This window comes from Pantoea sp. X85 (assembly GCF_029623675.1).
GTDB lineage: Bacteria > Pseudomonadota > Gammaproteobacteria > Enterobacterales > Enterobacteriaceae > Pantoea > Pantoea leporis.
Window position 1 is genome coordinate 920235 of sequence record NZ_CP121108.1, and the last position, 16017, is coordinate 936251.

Here is a 16017-nt window from a genome sequence, read left to right on the forward strand (position 1 = left end):
ATTAATCACAGCGTGAAACGGTATTGCAGGATCCAGGCCAGAAATGATTTCTTGTATACAAAAAAATAATTTCACGTATACGATGTGCAGCACACAGTCACTTACCGGAGCAGGTAATGAAGAGTGAAACAGGCCAGAAAACGGCTGCCGATCTGAACGATCGCGATGAACCTATCTATCAGGCGCTGCTTACCGCCATCGTTGAGCATCAACTGCCGCCGGGCAGTAAATTGCCGGAAGAAGCCTTATCGGATGTCTTCGGCGTGAGCCGCACCGGCATTCGTAAGGTGCTGCAACGCCTCGCCGCGGTGCAAATGATCACTTTGTCGCCCAGGCGTGGTGCACAGGTGGCGACGCCGGGCGTGGATGAAGCCCGCGACATCTTTGCCACTCGCAGTTTATTAGAGTGTGCCAATCTGCCAGCGGTGCTGAGCCACGTGCAGGCGCCGCACTTAGCGGCACTCGGCGTGCTGATTGAAGAAGAGCAGCAGGCACATGATCAGCATGATGGTGCCGCCGCGATTCGTCTCTCCGCCGCGTTCCATATTCAGCTGCAGGCGATCTCCGGTAACGCAGTGCTCACCGATATGGTGACGCGCCTGACGCAGCGTTCGTCGCTGGTGATTGCCGCTTACGGTGCACCGTGGCAGCGCGGCTGCCGATGCGATCATCACGATCGGCTGGTGGATCTGCTGCGGCAAAAAGATCTGCCGGGGTTGACGGCGGCGCTGCAGCATCATTTCGAACACATTGTTGCCAGCCTGCACTTTGAGCGCAGCGGCGAAACCTTGCCTGATTTCACCCGGTTATTTGCCGGTAACAAAGGAGCGGCATCATGAGCCTGATTCAGGTCATCAATCCCAACACCAGCTTAGCGATGACGGAAACCATGGGTACTGCCGCGCGCGCCGTCGCCGCGCCGGGCACCGATATTCTGGCGGTGTGCCCGACTCACGGCGTCGAGTCGATTGAAGGTCATTTTGATGAGGCCATCGCGGCGATTGGTGTGCTGGAGCAGGTGAAACGCGGCAAAGAGCAGGGCGTGAGCGGCCATATCATTGCCTGCTTCGGCGATCCGGGATTGCTGGCGGCGCGTGAACTGGCAAGCGGCCCGGTAATTGGCATTGCGGAAGCGGCCATGCACACCGCCACGCTGGTGGCGACGCGCTTTTCGATTGTCACCACCTTGCCGCGCACGCTGGTGATTGCGCGCCATCTGCTGCAGCAATATGGCTTCACACACCATTGTGCCGCGCTGCACGCCATCGATCTGCCGGTGCTGGCGCTGGAAGACGGCAGCGGCGTGGCGCAGGAGAAAGTGCGTCAGCGCTGCATGCAGGCCAAACGCGAAGATGGCAGCGGCGCGATTGTGCTGGGCTGTGGCGGTATGGCTACGCTGGCGCAGGATCTCACCAAAGAACTGGGCATGCCGGTAATCGACGGGGTCAGCGCTGCGGTAAAAATGGTGGAGTCGCTGGTGGCGCTAGGCTTTGGTACCAGCAAGCACGGCGATCTCGATTATCCACTCGAAAAACCGCTCAGCGGAGCCTTTCAGCACCTAAACTAACCACTGGTTGAGCGACAGGAACTTACAGAATGAATGATGTATCTGGCAAGAAAGAGTACAGCTTCAACAAAAACTATCCCCGCGATTTGATCGGCTATGCTGGCAACCCGCCGCATGCGCAGTGGCCGGGCAAAGCGCGCGTCGCGGTGCAGTTTGTCCTTAATTACGAAGAGGGCGCCGAGAACAACGTGTTGCATGGCGACGCCGGTTCCGAGCAGTTTCTTTCCGATATCATCGGCGCGGCCAGCTACGCCGATCGCCATATGTCGATGGATTCGCTGTATGAATACGGATCGCGCGCCGGTTTCTGGCGCATCCACAATGAGTTTCAAAAGCGCGGTTTGCCGCTGACGGTGTTTGGCGTGGCGATGGCGCTGGCGCGTCATCCGGACATCGTTGAGGCGATCAAAGCGGCGGATTACGACGTGGTGAGCCACGGCTGGCGCTGGATTCACTACCAGGCGATGGATGCCAAGACCGAGCGCCAGCACATGCAGCAGGCGGTGGACGTGTTAACCGACCTGTTTGGCAAAGCGCCAACCGGCTGGTACACCGGCCGCGACAGCCCCAACACCCGACGTTTGGTGGTCGAGCAGGGCGGCTTTAGCTATGACAGCGACTATTACGGCGACGATTTACCGTTCTGGACGCAGGTCACCTGTCAGGACGGCACGGTTAAACCGCATCTGGTCATCCCTTACACGCTGGAGTGCAACGATATGCGCTTCGCCTCGCCGCAGGGCTTCAACACGGCGGAGCAGTTCTTTACCTATTTGCGCGACACCTTTGATGTGCTGTACGAAGAGGGCGAAACGGCACCGAAGATGATGTCGATTGGCATGCACTGTCGTTTACTGGGACGTCCGGGGAAATTCCGTGGCTTGCAGCGCTTCCTCGATCATATTCAGCAGCATGAAGATGTGTGGGTGTGTACGCGGCAGCAAATCGCCGATCACTGGATCGTGACGCATCCGGCACCGAGCGCTTAGCCCCTCATCCCAACCTTCTCCCGCCAGCGGGAGAAGGCGCCGATCCGTCCCCGGTTTAGCAAATCACTCCACCCAATCATTCCCTCTCCCGCGTGCGGGAGAGGGTTAGGGTGAGGGAAAAACCACCCAACTCAACTCATCAAACTCACCTGCGCCGCGACAATCCGCCAGCCGCATGGTAATCGCACCCACGTCTGCTGCTGGCGTCCGATCTTCTCTACGCCTTCACGCGTAAACTCCGTACTGCACACCGCATAGTCATCGCCAAAAGTGGTGATCACCGTATTACGTAACTCGCGATCCAACCCTTTCGACGGACGCGCCGCGCGAAAAGCGCGGATCTCATCAATGCCATACAAATTCTCACCCGCGCCCAAACGCACGGTACGTTTGTCGTGCCAGAAAAGCTCATCCAGCACCTCAACATCATTGCCGATCAGCGCTTGCTCATAGCGGTAAAAGGCGGCGGTGACTTCGGCGAGAATTGCCGGGCGATCGATATGTTCAGGTGTCATTTTCAGGCGTCCATTAAGGTGGTTTGTGGCAGCGTCAGCCCTTGCTGTTGCAGCGCCCAGGCGGCGCGCAGTGCCAGATGTTCTTTAAACGGCGCAGCGATCAGCTGCAAGCCTATCGGCAAGCCGCTGGCGGTTTGCAGCGGCACGGTACAGACCGGTAAGCCGAGGAACGAAATCGGCTGGGTTAGCATGCCCATGCTGGCGCGCGTCGGCAAATGCTGGCCGTTGATATGAATGGTTTCCTGGCCGATGGTGGTGGCGGTGCAGGGCGTGGCGGGCGCAATCAGCACGTCAAACTGCTCAAACAGCGGCAGCACCTGCTGCTGGAAGTGGCGGCGGAAACGCTGGGCCTGCACGTACCACGCCGAAGGCAGCATCGCACCGGCCAGCAGGCGCTCACGCGAGTTGGGCTCGAACTGCTCCGGCTGCGTGCGCAGCATCGGCAGGTAGTGATTGCCGCCTTCTGCGGCGGTCATGATAAAGGCCGCCGAGCGTGCGATCTCCGCATTCGGCAAGGTCACTTCGTCGATTGCCTGCAGCGCTTTAGCTGCCACCGCCACGGCGGCACGCGCTTCATCGCTGCACCAGGTTGAGAAGAACCCGCCGAGTACCGCGCTGCGCACGCCTTCTGCGCCCTTGCTGAGCCCTGCGCTAGCTGGCGAGACGGGCTGCGCGGCCTGGAAGGCATCGCTGGCATCGGCACCTTGCAAGGTGTCGTACACCAGGCTCAAATCTTCAACCGAACGGGCAAACGGGCCGATGTGATCGAGGCTGGCGACAAACGGATGGCTGCCGCTGCGCGACAGGCGGCCGAAGGTCGGCTTCAGGCCAAAGATGCCGCACAGTGAAGCGGGCACGCGGATCGAGCCGTTAGTGTCGGTACCGAGCGAGAAGTGCACCAAACCCGCAGCCACCGCCGCCGCTGAACCGCCGGACGATCCGCCCGCCACGCGGGTTAAATCGCGCGGGTTGCGCGTTGCGCCGTAATGGGTGTTTTCCGTGGTAAAACCATAAGCATAGGCATCCATATTCAGCATGCCGGAGAGCAGCGCGCCAGACTGGCGCAGTTTGCTCACCGCCCACGCATCCTCGCGCGCCGCCGCGCGTGCGCTGAACAGGCTGGCACCGGCTAAGGTGCTGTGTCCTGCGACATCAAACAGGTTTTTCACCGCGTAAGGAATGCCGGCTAACGGCGGCAAGGCTTCACCGCGCTGGCGCAGCTGATCGATCTGATCGGCTTCGCGCAGCATGCGCTGGCCGGTGACTTCGGTCCAGGCGTTGATCGCCTTATGCTGTTCAATCGCCGCCAGCGTGTTTTGCGCGATATCGCGGGCGCTGATCTCGCCCTGACTCAGCGCCTGCTGCAGGGCATTAATCGATAATGACGACAGTTTCATGGATGAAACACTCCCGCCACTTCCAGGCGATCGTCGAGCGGCAGCGCCATCAGCGGCTCGGCCATGGCGGCGATGCGGTTGAACTGCGTCAGCAGCTCGGCGCGGCGCGCATCATCCAGCTCCAGCGCCAGAATCTGCTCCATTTGGGCGATATAGGTGGCCCAGTCCGGTTGTGAACTCATCAAAAATCTCCGTTAGAAACCGGCGGCGCTGCCGTTGCTGCGCGGATCGAACGCGCCTTCCAGCATGCCGTTGTTGTGTCTGACGATCGCGCCCGCATGGCCGACCACTTCACTGAAATCGGGTAGCAGTTCAACCTCATGGCCGAGCGCACGCAGCTGCTGCACTGTTTCCGGCGCGATGCGCGCTTCGAGCTTGAGCGAATCGGATGATTGTCCCCACGTACGACCCAGCAGCCAGCGCGGCGCGCTCACCGCCTGTTGCAACGGATGTCCCTGAATCACGTGACGGGTGAAAATCGCCGCCTGGGTTTGCGGTTGGCCGTCGCCGCCCATCGAACCGTACACCATGGTGCGGCCATCTTTGAGACGCGCAGCAGCGGGATTGAGGGTGTGGAACGGCTGTTTGCCCGGCTGCAGCGCCAGCAGATGATCGGGTTGCAGGCTGAAGGCGGCACCCCGGTTTTGCCAGGTGATGCCGGTGCCGGGCAGCACCACGCCGCTGCCGAATTCGTGATAAACGCTCTGGATAAACGAAACGGCTAATCCGCTGCTGTCCATCACGCCCATCCACACGGTATCGCCCGGCCCGCGCCCGGTGCCCCACGCAGCGGCTTGTTGATCGTCCACCTGCGCCGCCAGCGTGCTGAGGTGTTCCTCATCCAGCAGACGCTGCACATCAATGTCGATGTGGCGCGGATCGGTGATGTGCTTGTCGCGCAGCGCAAAGGCTTTTTTAGTGGCTTCAACGATGCGGTGCACGGTTTGCGCTTCATCTGCGTCAGCCATATTCAGCCGATCGGTAATGCCGAGGATCGCCAGCGACACCAAACCCTGCGTCGGCGGCGTCATGTTCCAGATATCGCCTTCACTGTGTGCCAGATGCAGCGGCGTGCAGCGGCGGGCTTGGTGCGTTTGCAAATCTTCGAGCGTGATTGGCATTCCCAGCGCGGTCATTTCGCGCGCCAGATGGTGCGCCAGTTCACCGCGATAGAAACTTTCCAGCCCATGATCGCACAGCATGCTCAGCGTATTCGCCAGCGCCAGCTGGGTGAAGCGACTGCCGGCAAGCGGCACGCTGCCGTCCGGTAAAAAGGTGGCGGCAAAACCGGGTTGATGCTGCAACTCGTGCTGTTTGGCGGCGGTGGCGGCGGCTTGCGAGGCGGTGACCGGAATGCCGTCGGCGGCATAGCGAATCGCATCGCGCAGCAGGCGGGTTAACGGCAGCGGCGTCGCGCCAAGTTCCTGCGCCAGCGTTAACGCTTCCTGCCAGCCGCTGACGGTACCCGCCACGGTTAAGGCGGCTTTCGGTCCGCGATGCGGAATCTGCGTTTCGCCATGGTAGAAATCAAGATGTGCCAGCGAACCGGCTGCGCCGCTGGCGTCAATGGCGATGGGATCGCCGTTGGGCGGCACCACCAGCCAGAAGCCGTCGCCGCCCAAACCGTTCATGTGCGGGTAAACCACGGCAATGGTGGCAGCGGCGGCCACCATCGCTTCCAGCGCATTGCCGCCTTCGCGCAGCACCGCTAACGCGCTTTCGCTGGCGAGATGGTGCGGCGTAACGGCCATGCCTAACGGCGCCATGTTGCTCTGTATCATAGTGATTTTCTCTTGTTCTCTTTCAGCACTCTGTTTAATCACCGCACATTCCGTAGCGGCGCGATTTATCGCGCAATAAATTGCGCCGCTACGGAATGTGCGAATTCGTGAACATCTGCAAATATTGCATAAATCTAAGCAAGAGCTGTTCCAGTTTTGAACGGACATCAATCTGGATCGATTTATGCTAGCTTGTGATGAAACGAAAGTTACAGGACCGATGATGAAACAACTTGATGAACGCCTTCGTAGTCACTATCCGCAACTGTCGCCGCAGGAGCAGCGCATTGCCGACTTCGTGTTTGACCACTTTGATGACCTGATCAGCTACAACAGCGCCGAGCTGGCGCGGCTGAGCGGTGTGTCGAAGGCCACGGTCAGCCGTTTATTCAAGCGTCTCGGTTACGAGAAATATAAGGACATGCGCGACGAGCTGCGCATCCTGCGCCAGAGCGGCATGCCGCTCACCGACAACCGCGATGCGGTGCAGGGCAACACCTTACTGTCACGCCACTATAAGCAGGAGATGGCCAACCTGACGCAGTGGGTCAACAGCATCGATCCGCAGCAGTTTGGCGAGGTGATCAGCGCGCTGGGCGCGGCAAAACGGGTATTTATCATCGGCATGCGTAACGCCTATCCGGTGGCGCTGCACCTGCGTCAGCAACTGATGCAGGCGCGTCCGCAGGTGCATGTGCTGCCGCAGCCGGGCCAGACGTTGGGCGAAGAGCTGGTGGATATCACGCCCGACGATATCGTGGTGGTGATGGCGTTTCGCCGCCGTCCACGCATCATTCGCCCGCTGATGCAGCAGCTGCAGCAGAGCAACATTCCGGTGCTGGCGCTGTGTGAGCCGCAGGCGCAGGGCATTATCACGCTGGCGCGCTGGCAGCTTTGTGCGCCGCTCGACAGCGTTTCCGCTTTTGATAGCTACGCCTCCGCCATGAGCCTGATTAACCTGCTGGCGAATGCGTTACTGCACGAAATGTTGTCGCAGGGCCGTCAGCGCATCCATCAAATTGCCGATCTTTATCAGCATCTCGACGAGCTGGAACACCGTTAACGGGCGCCATTGTGGTGCATTGCACTGTTTTTGATCGTTAATTCCAACGGGCGCGATGCCCGTTTTTGCTGCCTTCAACGCGGTAAATCCCCGTTTTTTCCCCTTTCTTCTCCCAGCACTGCGGTTGGCACATTAGTTGCAGAATGATTCATCAAGAATCTTTTGTTTCACGTAAACTCACCGGGGTGCATAATGAAAAAAGTATTATTAGCGGTAGCGGGCGCGGCATTGCTGATGGCGCAGGTCGGGAGTGCGATGGCCGATCAGCTGCAGGATATCCAGAAGCGCGGCGTGATCCGCGTAGCGGTTCCGCAGGACTTCCCGCCGTTCGGTTCCGTGGGTACTGACCTGCAGCCGCAGGGCTACGATATCGACATGGCGAAGTATCTCGCTAAACAGATGAAACTGAAGTTGCAGCTGGTGCCCGTTTCCAGTGCCAACCGCGTGCCGTATCTGCAGACCGATAAAGTCGATCTGGTGATCTCCAGCATGGGTAAAAACGCCGAGCGTGAAAAAGTGATCGATTTCACCCGCGCTTACGCGCCGTTCTTCCTCGGCGTATTTGGTCCGAAAGGCGAAACGCTGAAAGATGCGGCAGCGCTGAGCGGCAAATCGATCGGCGTCACGCGCGGTGCAGTGGAAGATATGGTGTTAAGCGATATCGCCCCGAAAGAGGCGCAGGTGAAGCGTTATGAAGATAACAACACCACGCTGTCGGCCTACCTTTCCGGACAAGTGCAGTACGTGGCGACGGGCAACCTGGTAGTGGCGGCGATTGCGCGCCAGAACGCCGAAAAAGCGCCGGTTGCCCAGTTTATGCTGAAAGATTCACCGTGCTACATCGGCCTGAAAAAAGATGAGCCAGCGCTGAAAGAGAAAGTGAATGCGCTGATTGAGCAGGGAATCAAAGACGGCACGCTGAACAAGCTGTCGGAAGAGTGGCTGAAAGCGCCGCTGCCAGCGAACCTCGGCGCATAAAGTATGGCGCAACTTAACTTCGCCGATCTCTGGCCGCACTGGCCAGAGTTGCTGGCCGGACTGTGGGTCACGATTCAGATCACCGTGCTCGCCACCGTGGGCGGTGTCAGCCTCGGTATTCTCGGCGCGGCGCTGCGCAGCGGCAAACCGAGCTGGGCGAGCCGCATCTGGGGCCTGTACGTCGAGCTGATTCGTAATACGCCGTTTGTGGTCCAGCTGTTTTTCATCGTCTTTGGGTTGCCCAATCTGGGTCTGAAACTGACGGCGGGCGAAGCCGCGCTGCTGGCGATGTTGATTAACCTTGGCGCGTACAGCACCGAAATTATTCGCGCCGGCATTCAGGTGACGCCGCGCGGTCAGTGGGAAGCGGGGCGCGTGCTGGGATTGACCCGCACGCAAACCTTTATCCGCGTGGTGTTGCCGCCGTCGCTGCAGCGTATTTATCCGGCGCTGGTCAGCCAATGCATCATTGTGATGCTCGGCTCGTCGGTGGTGTCGCAGGTGTCGTACGAAGAGTTGACCTTCGCCGCCAACCTGATTCAGTCGCGCACCTTTTTGAGTTTTGAAGTCTATTTCGTGACCACGCTGATCTATCTGGCGTTGTCGATTGCCATGCGCCAACTGCTGCTGGCGCTGGGACGTAAATGGTTGGGAGCGCAGCCGGCATGATGACGCAATTTACCGACTGGGACATCCTGCGCAACCTGCTGCTGGCAGCGCGCTGGACAATTTTACTTTCGCTGGTGGCGTTTTTTGGCGGCACGCTGGTGACCTTGCCGCTGCTGTTTATGCGCCTGCTGAAGCGTAAATGGCCGATGCGCCTGGTGCGCGCCTACACCGAGCTGTTTCAGGGCACGCCGCTGCTGATGCAGCTGTTCCTCGCCTTCTTCGGCGTCGGCTTGTTCGGCATCGATGTCGCGCCCTGGACCGCCGCCTCGCTGGCTTTAACGCTCTACACCAGCGCGTTTCTGGTGGATATCTGGTACGGCAGTATTCGCGCCCTGCCAAAAGGGCAGTGGGAAGCGTCGCGCTGTCTCGGCCTGACCTTTGGTCAAACGCTGTTTCGCGTGGTCGCGCCGCAGGCGATTCGTATCGCCATCGCGCCTACGGTTGGGTTTGCCGTGCAGGTGATTAAAGGCACCGCGCTGGCCTCGATTATCGGTTTCGTCGAGCTGACCAAAGCCGGCACCATTTTGAATAACGTGACGTATGAGCCGTTCAAGGTGTTTGGCCTGGTAGCGCTCGGTTACTTCCTGATGTGTTATCCGCTGTCGCGTTACAGCCAGTACCTGGAGAAAAAATTCAATGCCGCTCATCACCATTAATCAGGTACAGAAGTACTACGGCGACAACCACGTCTTGAAAGGTGTCGATCTCGATGTCGATCACGGCGAAGTGATCTCGATTATCGGCCGCAGCGGATCGGGTAAAAGTACCCTGCTGCGCTGCATGAACGGGCTGGAAGGTTATCAGGAAGGCAGCATCAAACTCGGCGGTATGACAATTACCGACCGCGAATCGCAGGCGCGTGAAATCAGCCGTTCGGTCGGCATGGTGTTCCAGAACTTCAACCTGTTCCCGCACATGACGGCGCTGGAAAACGTGATGCTGGCGCCGCGCCGCGTGCTGAAGAAAAGTGAAGCCGAATGCCGTGCGCTGGCAACGCAGATGCTGGAGAAAGTCGGCCTCGGTGAGCGCATCAATTACTATCCGGCCAATTTGTCGGGCGGTCAGCAGCAGCGCGTGGCGATTGCCCGTGCGCTGGCGATGCAGCCCAAAGTTTTACTCTGTGATGAGATCACCTCCGCGCTCGATCCCGAGCTGGTGGGCGAAGTGCTGAAAGTGCTGGAGCAGCTGGCCGCCGAAGGCATGACGTTGATTCTTGTCACCCATGAAATGAACTTCGCCCGCGACGTGGGCGATCGCGTGGTCTTTATGCATCAGGGGCGCGTCTGGGAGCAGGGCGACAGCAAAACGCTGTTCGCCAATCCGCAAACCGCGGAGCTGAAGCAGTTTATCTCTACCGTGCGCCTCTAAGCTTTCTTTAAGGAATACAACATGGATATCAGCCAATTTTCGCAAATTAATCCGCCACAGCGTCTGTTGATGGGACCGGGCCCGATCAATGCCGATCCGCGCGTGCTGCGCGCCATGTCGAGCCAGCTGATCGGCCAGTACGATCCGGCGATGACGCACTACATGAACGAGGTGATGGCGCTGTACCGTGGCGTATTCCGCACTGAAAACCGCTGGACGATGCTGATCGACGGCACGTCACGCGCCGGTATCGAAGCGATCCTGCTGTCGGCGATCCGTCCGGGCGACAAAGTGCTGGTGCCGGTGTTTGGCCGTTTCGGTCATCTGCTGTGTGAAATTGCCCGCCGTTGCCGCGCGGAAGTGCACACCATTGAAGTGCCGTGGGGCGAAGTGTTCACGCCGGATCAGATCGAAGACGCGATCAAAAAAGTGCAGCCGCGCCTGCTGCTGACGGTGCAGGGCGATACGTCCACCACCATGCTGCAGCCGCTGGAAGCGCTGGGCGCGATTTGCCAGAAATATGGCGTGCTGTTCTACACCGATGCCACCGCGTCGCTCGGCGGTAACGCGCTGGAAACCGATGCGTGGGGCCTGGATGCGGTCTCCGCCGGGATGCAGAAGTGCCTTGGCGGTCCATCCGGTACGTCGCCAATCACGCTGAGCCCGCAGATGGAAGCGGTGATCCGCAAGCGCAAATGCGTGGAAGAGGGCATCCGCACCGCCGATCATCAGGATGGTGACGACGAGATGATCTACTCCAACTATTTTGATCTCGGCATGATCATGGATTACTGGGGCCCGGAACGTCTCAATCACCACACCGAAGCCACCACCGCGCTGTTTGGCGCGCGTGAATGTGCGCGTTTGATAATGGAAGAGGGATTAGATAACGGCATCGCGCGCCACAAGCTACACGGCGATGCGCTGCTGAAAGGCATTCAGGGCATGGGCCTCGAAACCTTTGGCGATTTAAAACACAAAATGAATAACGTGCTCGGCGTGGTGATTCCGCAGGGCGTGAATGGCGATCAGGTGCGCAAGCTGGTGCTGGAAGATTTCGGTATCGAAATCGGCACTTCGTTTGGTCCGCTGCATGGCAAAGTGTGGCGCATCGGCACCATGGGCTACAACGCGCGTAAAGATTGCGTGATGCAAACCCTGAGCGCGCTGGAAGCGGTGCTGAATCATGTTGGCTTCCGCACCACGCAAGGCGCGGGGATGCAGGCGGCGTGGGATCTTTACGGGAGCCGCGCATGAATAAAAGCCTGATGACCGCCAGCGAGGCGCAGATCGCCGCCGCTCGCGTCATGGCGCGCTGTGATGCGCTGGCTGAGATCAGCGAAAGCGAAGATGGCCTGACGCGCGTTTATCTGTCGCCGGAGCAGCAGCGTGCCAACGCGCGCGTCGGTGAATGGATGCAGGCCGCGGGTATGACGACGTGGCAGGATGCGGTAGGCAACATTTGCGGTCGCTACGAAGCGGCGCAGGCGGGCGCGCAGGCGCTGCTGCTCGGTTCACATCTGGATACGGTGCGCAATGCCGGTCGCTACGACGGTATGCTCGGCGTGTTAAGCGCCATTGAAACCGTGCAGTGGCTGCACGATCGGCAGCAGCGTTTGCCGCTGGCGATTGAGATTGTCGGCTTCGGCGACGAAGAGGGCACGCGCTTCGGCATTACGCTGCTCGGCAGCCGTGGTATTACCGGCAGCTGGCCGGAAAGCTGGGTGACGCACCCGGATGGCAACGGCATCACCGTGGCGGAAGCGATGCAGGATGTCGGTTTCGATGCGGCGAAGATTCACGACGCGGCGCGTCAGGTCAATGACATCGCCGCCTATCTGGAACTGCATATCGAGCAAGGTCCGTGTCTTGAGCAGGAAGATTTGGCGCTTGGCGTGGTCACGGCGATCAACGGCGCGCGTCGTCTGAACTGCAGCTTTATCGGTGAAGCGGGTCACGCGGGCACTGTGCCGATGACGCATCGCAAAGATGCGCTGGCCGCTGCCGCTGAATGGATGGTGTTTATTGAGCACACCACGCAAGAGCACGATCCGCAGCTGGTGGCGACCGTCGGCACGCTGAGCTGCTTGCCGGGCGCGGTCAACGTGATTCCGGGTGAAGTGCAGCTGTCGCTTGACGTGCGCGGTCCGCAGGATGAGCCGCTGGAGCGTTTACTCTCTACGCTGCTCACCCAGGCGCAGGCGATTGCGCTGCGTCGCGGCTTAACCTTCAGCGCCAACGAGTATTACCACATTGCCGCTACCGCCTGTGATGCGCGGTTGCAGCAGGCGCTGAGCCACGCGGTAGAAACCGTGCAAGGGCGCAGCCTGTCGCTGCCGAGCGGCGCGGGGCATGATGCAATTGCTATCGCCGAGCGCTGGCCGGTGGGCATGCTGTTTGTGCGCAACCATCGCGGCATCAGCCATCATCCGGCGGAATCGGTACAAACCGCTGATGTGGCGCTGGGCGTGCAGGCTTATCTGCAAGCGGTTTGCGATATTGCGCGCGCTAAGGAATAAAGATGGATTTGGTCAACTTTAATCAGCTTTCACCTCAAGCTGCGCAGGCGGCGATTGCGCACTGCGTGGCGATTCCCGCCTGGCAGCAGGCGCTGGTGGCGGCGCGACCTTTTGCCGACGTTGCGGCTTTACAGGCCGAAGCCGATCGTTTGGCGCAGCGGTGGCAAGCCGCTGATCTTGAGCAGGCGCTGAGTGCCCATCCACGTATTGGCGACAACGTGGCGGGCGCGGACAAAGAGGCCACGCTGTCGCGCAGTGAGCAGTCGGCGATGCAGCAGGCGGACGGCGCGCTGCAATTGGCGATGCTGGCGGGCAATCAAACCTATGAGCAGCGCTTTGGCCGGGTGTTTCTGATTCGTGCCAAAGGGCGCAGCGGCGAAGAGATGTTGGCGGAATTGCAGCGTCGGCTTAACAATGATGCAGCGAGTGAACAGCGTGAAGCGCTGGCGCAGCTGCGTGAAATTACCCTGTTGCGGCTAAAGGAGAGCATCACATGAGCACCATTACGACGCATATTCTCGATACCGCGCTGGGCAAACCGGCGATTGGCGTGGCGGTTTCGCTCGAGCAAAATAGCCCGGAAGGCTGGCTGCCGCTGGTGGAAGGCAACACCGACAGCGACGGACGCATTAAAGATCTGACGCCCGAACCGCTGGCGCCAGGTCATTACCGTTTGACGGCGGAGATTGGCGACTACTTTGCTGCCGAAGGGCGCGATGCGCTCTACGTGAGTGCGCAGATTGATTTCGTGATTGGCGCCACAGGCAGCCATTATCATCTGCCGTTTCTCATCTCGCCGTGGTCGTGGTCGACTTATCGCGGCAGCTGATAATGTGCGCCACTTCACGCGCTGCGCTTGAAAGCCAGTAACTATCAAAACCTTCGGTTCATCCAAATATATTCCTGGCGAAAGTGCGGCTAATCTTAGTCGCATAGTAGAAAGCAATATGAAGCCAATGGAGCCGATAAACATGAGCACGCACGACAATAACGATAATGCAGCAGCCGCAGGCAAGTGCCCCTTTCATCACGGGGCGTCTGAAGAGAAGAGTGTTCTGGCGCGCGGCGCCGGTGGCGGGACATCCAACCGCGACTGGTGGCCCAATATGTTACGCGTCGATCTGTTAAACCAACATTCCAACCGTTCCAACCCGCTTAGTGACACCTTCAACTACCGCGACGAATTCAGCAAACTGGATTACTCCGCGTTAAAAGCCGATATCCGCGCACTTCTCACCGATTCGCAATCCTGGTGGCCAGCCGACTGGGGCAGCTATATTGGGCTGTTCATTCGCATGGCGTGGCACAGCGCGGGTACTTATCGCACCATTGATGGTCGTGGCGGTTCAGGTCGCGGTCAGCAACGTTTTGCGCCGCTGAACTCATGGCCGGACAACGTCAGCCTCGATAAAGCGCGTCGCCTGTTGTGGCCGGTAAAACAGAAATATGGTCAAAAAATTTCCTGGGCCGATCTCTACATTCTGGCGGGTAACGTCTCGCTGGAAAACGCCGGCTTCCGCACCTTCGGCTTTGGTGCCGGTCGTGAAGACGTGTGGGAACCGGATATGGATGTGGATTGGGGCCACGAAACCGAATGGCTGGCGCATCGCCATCCAGAAGCGCTGGCCAATGCACCGCTGGGCGCTACCGAAATGGGCCTGATCTACGTCAACCCGGAAGGACCGGAAGCCAGCGGCGATCCAAAATCAGCGGCGCCGGCGATTCGTGCCACCTTCGGCAACATGGGCATGAACGATGAAGAGATCGTGGCGCTGATTGCTGGCGGTCATACTTTGGGTAAAACCCACGGCGCGGCAGAAGCCAGCCATGTTGGCGTTGATCCTGAAGAGTCACCGATTGAAGCGCAGGGCCTTGGCTGGACCAGCAGCTATGGCAGCGGCGTGGGTAAAGATGCCATCACTTCAGGTCTGGAAGTGGTGTGGACGCAAACTCCCACGCAGTGGAGCAACTACTTCTTCGAGAACCTGTTCAAATACGAATGGGTACAGACACGCAGCCCAGCGGGCGCCATCCAGTTCGAAGCGGTTGATGCTGAAGCGATTATCCCGGATCCGTTTGATCCGGAGAAAAAACGTAAACCGACCATGCTGGTAACCGATCTGACGCTGCGTTTCGATGAAGAGTTCGGCAAGATTTCGCGCCGCTTCCTCAACGATCCGCAGGCGTTCAACGAAGCCTTTGCCCGCGCCTGGTTCAAACTGACGCACCGCGATATGGGACCAAAAGCGCGTTACATCGGCCCGGAAGTGCCGAAGGAAGATCTGCTGTGGCAGGATCCGTTACCGCAGGCGATTCATCAGCCAACGCCGGCTGATATCAGCGAGATTAAAGCGCGCATTGCGGCTTCAGGTCTGAGCGTCAGCCAGCTGGTTTCAGTGGCCTGGGCTTCAGCCTCCACCTTCCGTGGCGGTGACAAACGTGGCGGAGCCAACGGTGCGCGTCTGGCGTTAGCGCCGCAGAAAGATTGGGCGGTGAATGCCAGCGTAATCAATGATGTGCTGCCAATCCTGCAAAAGATTCAGCAGGAATCAGGCAAAGCATCGTTGGCCGATGTCATTGTGCTGGCAGGTAGCGTGGGTATCGAACTGGCCGCTTCAGCCGCTGGCGTGGCAACGCAAGTGCCGTTTACGCCGGGCCGGGTGGATGCGCGTCAGGATCAAACCGACGTTGAGTCGTTCAACTTCCTGCAGCCGTTGGCCGATGGTTTCCGTAACTATCGCCGCAGCGCCAAAGGTTCTTCAACCGAAACGCTGCTGCTGGATAAAGCCCAACAGCTGACGCTGAGCGCGCCAGAATTGACGGTGTTGCTCGGTGGCCTGCGCGTATTGGGCACCAACTTCGACGGCGGCCAGCACGGCGTATTTACCGATCGCGTTGGTGTGCTGAGCAATGATTTCTTTGTTAATCTGCTCGACATGCGTACCGCGTGGAAAGCCACCGATGAGAGCGAAGAGCTGTTTGAAGGTCGCGATCGTCTGAGCGGCGAAGTGAAGTTTACTGCGACACGTGCCGACTTAGTGTTTGGATCGAACGCTATCTTGCGCGCGCTGGCCGAGGTTTACGCCAGCAGCGATGCGAAGCAGAAGTTCGTGACCGACTTCGTTGCCGCCTGGACCAAAGTGATGAATCTGGATCGCTTCGAGCTGTAAG

General features: G+C 59.3%; 17 protein-coding genes. 13 read left to right on the plus strand and 4 right to left on the minus strand.

Features of this window, described 5'->3' with window-relative positions; all coding sequences use genetic code 11:
• The first annotated feature begins 116 nt into the window (after window positions 1-116).
• The 3 genes from P6287_RS04145 to puuE are packed head-to-tail and all read left to right on the plus strand — an operon-like array spanning window position 117 to window position 2556.
• Entirely contained in the window at window positions 117-839 is a 723-nt protein-coding gene (locus P6287_RS04145) for a GntR family transcriptional regulator (RefSeq protein WP_101762549.1), read from the plus strand.
• Window positions 836-1567, plus strand: a complete 732-nt coding sequence (gene hpxA / locus P6287_RS04150) for an allantoin racemase (protein ID WP_277974558.1) — start codon at window positions 836-838, stop codon at window positions 1565-1567. The genes P6287_RS04145 and hpxA overlap by 4 nt, the downstream gene beginning before the upstream one ends.
• Window positions 1568-1596: 29 nt before the next feature.
• Window positions 1597-2556: an allantoinase PuuE gene (puuE, locus tag P6287_RS04155; protein ID WP_271460156.1), complete on the plus strand. Its 960-nt coding sequence runs from the start codon at window positions 1597-1599 to the stop codon at window positions 2554-2556.
• Window positions 2557-2687: 131 nt separating this feature from the next.
• Here the strand turns inward: puuE and hpxZ are convergent, their stop codons facing one another.
• Genes hpxZ through P6287_RS04175 form a run of 4 tightly spaced genes read right to left on the minus strand, consistent with a single transcriptional unit; the run spans window position 2688 to window position 6249 of the window.
• Window positions 2688-3071, minus strand: coding sequence for an oxalurate catabolism protein HpxZ (hpxZ, locus tag P6287_RS04160; protein WP_101762546.1), 384 nt, complete (start codon window positions 3069-3071; stop codon window positions 2688-2690).
• Between the two features lie 2 nt (window positions 3072-3073).
• Entirely contained in the window at window positions 3074-4468 is a 1395-nt protein-coding gene (locus P6287_RS04165; protein ID WP_271460154.1) for an AtzE family amidohydrolase, read from the minus strand.
• Window positions 4465-4650 carry an oxalurate catabolism protein HpxX gene (gene hpxX / locus P6287_RS04170; RefSeq protein WP_061723592.1) on the minus strand — a complete coding sequence of 62 codons (186 nt, stop codon included), beginning with the start codon at window positions 4648-4650 and terminating at the stop codon, window positions 4465-4467. The genes P6287_RS04165 and hpxX overlap by 4 nt, the downstream gene beginning before the upstream one ends.
• Window positions 4651-4662: 12 nt before the next feature.
• A complete protein-coding gene (locus P6287_RS04175) occupies window positions 4663-6249 on the minus strand; it encodes a gamma-glutamyltransferase family protein (protein ID WP_277974559.1) in 1587 nt (528 codons plus the stop codon).
• A gap of 223 nt (window positions 6250-6472) precedes the next feature.
• On the opposite strand from P6287_RS04175, the gene hpxU reads away from it, so the two are divergent.
• The 10 genes from hpxU to katG all read left to right on the plus strand — a co-directional run bounded on the left by hpxU (window position 6473) and on the right by katG (window position 16016).
• A complete protein-coding gene (gene hpxU, locus P6287_RS04180) occupies window positions 6473-7312 on the plus strand; it encodes a MurR/RpiR family transcriptional regulator HpxU (protein ID WP_101762543.1) in 840 nt (279 codons plus the stop codon).
• A gap of 192 nt (window positions 7313-7504) precedes the next feature.
• Complete coding sequence (locus P6287_RS04185) at window positions 7505-8290, plus strand: transporter substrate-binding domain-containing protein (RefSeq protein ID WP_097094836.1); 786 nt, start codon at window positions 7505-7507, stop codon at window positions 8288-8290.
• A gap of 3 nt (window positions 8291-8293) precedes the next feature.
• Window positions 8294-8959, plus strand: coding sequence for an amino acid ABC transporter permease (locus tag P6287_RS04190; RefSeq protein WP_061717544.1), 666 nt, complete (start codon window positions 8294-8296; stop codon window positions 8957-8959).
• Window positions 8959-9615: an amino acid ABC transporter permease gene (locus P6287_RS04195; RefSeq protein WP_097097590.1), complete on the plus strand. Its 657-nt coding sequence runs from the start codon at window positions 8959-8961 to the stop codon at window positions 9613-9615. The genes P6287_RS04190 and P6287_RS04195 overlap by 1 nt, the downstream gene beginning before the upstream one ends.
• A complete protein-coding gene (locus tag P6287_RS04200; RefSeq protein WP_101762541.1) occupies window positions 9596-10327 on the plus strand; it encodes an amino acid ABC transporter ATP-binding protein in 732 nt (243 codons plus the stop codon). The genes P6287_RS04195 and P6287_RS04200 overlap by 20 nt, the downstream gene beginning before the upstream one ends.
• 21 nt (window positions 10328-10348) lie before the next feature.
• Complete coding sequence (locus P6287_RS04205; RefSeq protein WP_222233039.1) at window positions 10349-11584, plus strand: alanine--glyoxylate aminotransferase family protein; 1236 nt, start codon at window positions 10349-10351, stop codon at window positions 11582-11584.
• Window positions 11581-12846 carry an allantoate amidohydrolase gene (gene hpxK / locus P6287_RS04210; protein WP_277974560.1) on the plus strand — a complete coding sequence of 422 codons (1266 nt, stop codon included), beginning with the start codon at window positions 11581-11583 and terminating at the stop codon, window positions 12844-12846. The genes P6287_RS04205 and hpxK overlap by 4 nt, the downstream gene beginning before the upstream one ends.
• 2 nt (window positions 12847-12848) lie before the next feature.
• On the plus strand, window positions 12849-13343 hold the full coding sequence (gene uraD, locus P6287_RS04215) for a 2-oxo-4-hydroxy-4-carboxy-5-ureidoimidazoline decarboxylase (RefSeq protein ID WP_192415414.1): 495 nt from the start codon (window positions 12849-12851) through the stop codon (window positions 13341-13343).
• A complete protein-coding gene (gene uraH / locus P6287_RS04220; protein WP_101762537.1) occupies window positions 13340-13675 on the plus strand; it encodes a hydroxyisourate hydrolase in 336 nt (111 codons plus the stop codon). The genes uraD and uraH overlap by 4 nt, the downstream gene beginning before the upstream one ends.
• 142 nt (window positions 13676-13817) lie before the next feature.
• The gene (gene katG, locus P6287_RS04225; RefSeq protein ID WP_110867814.1) at window positions 13818-16016 is read left to right on the plus strand and encodes a catalase/peroxidase HPI; all 2199 of its coding nucleotides are present in this window, start codon (window positions 13818-13820) and stop codon (window positions 16014-16016) included.
• The last annotated feature ends 1 nt before the right edge of the window (window position 16017 follow it).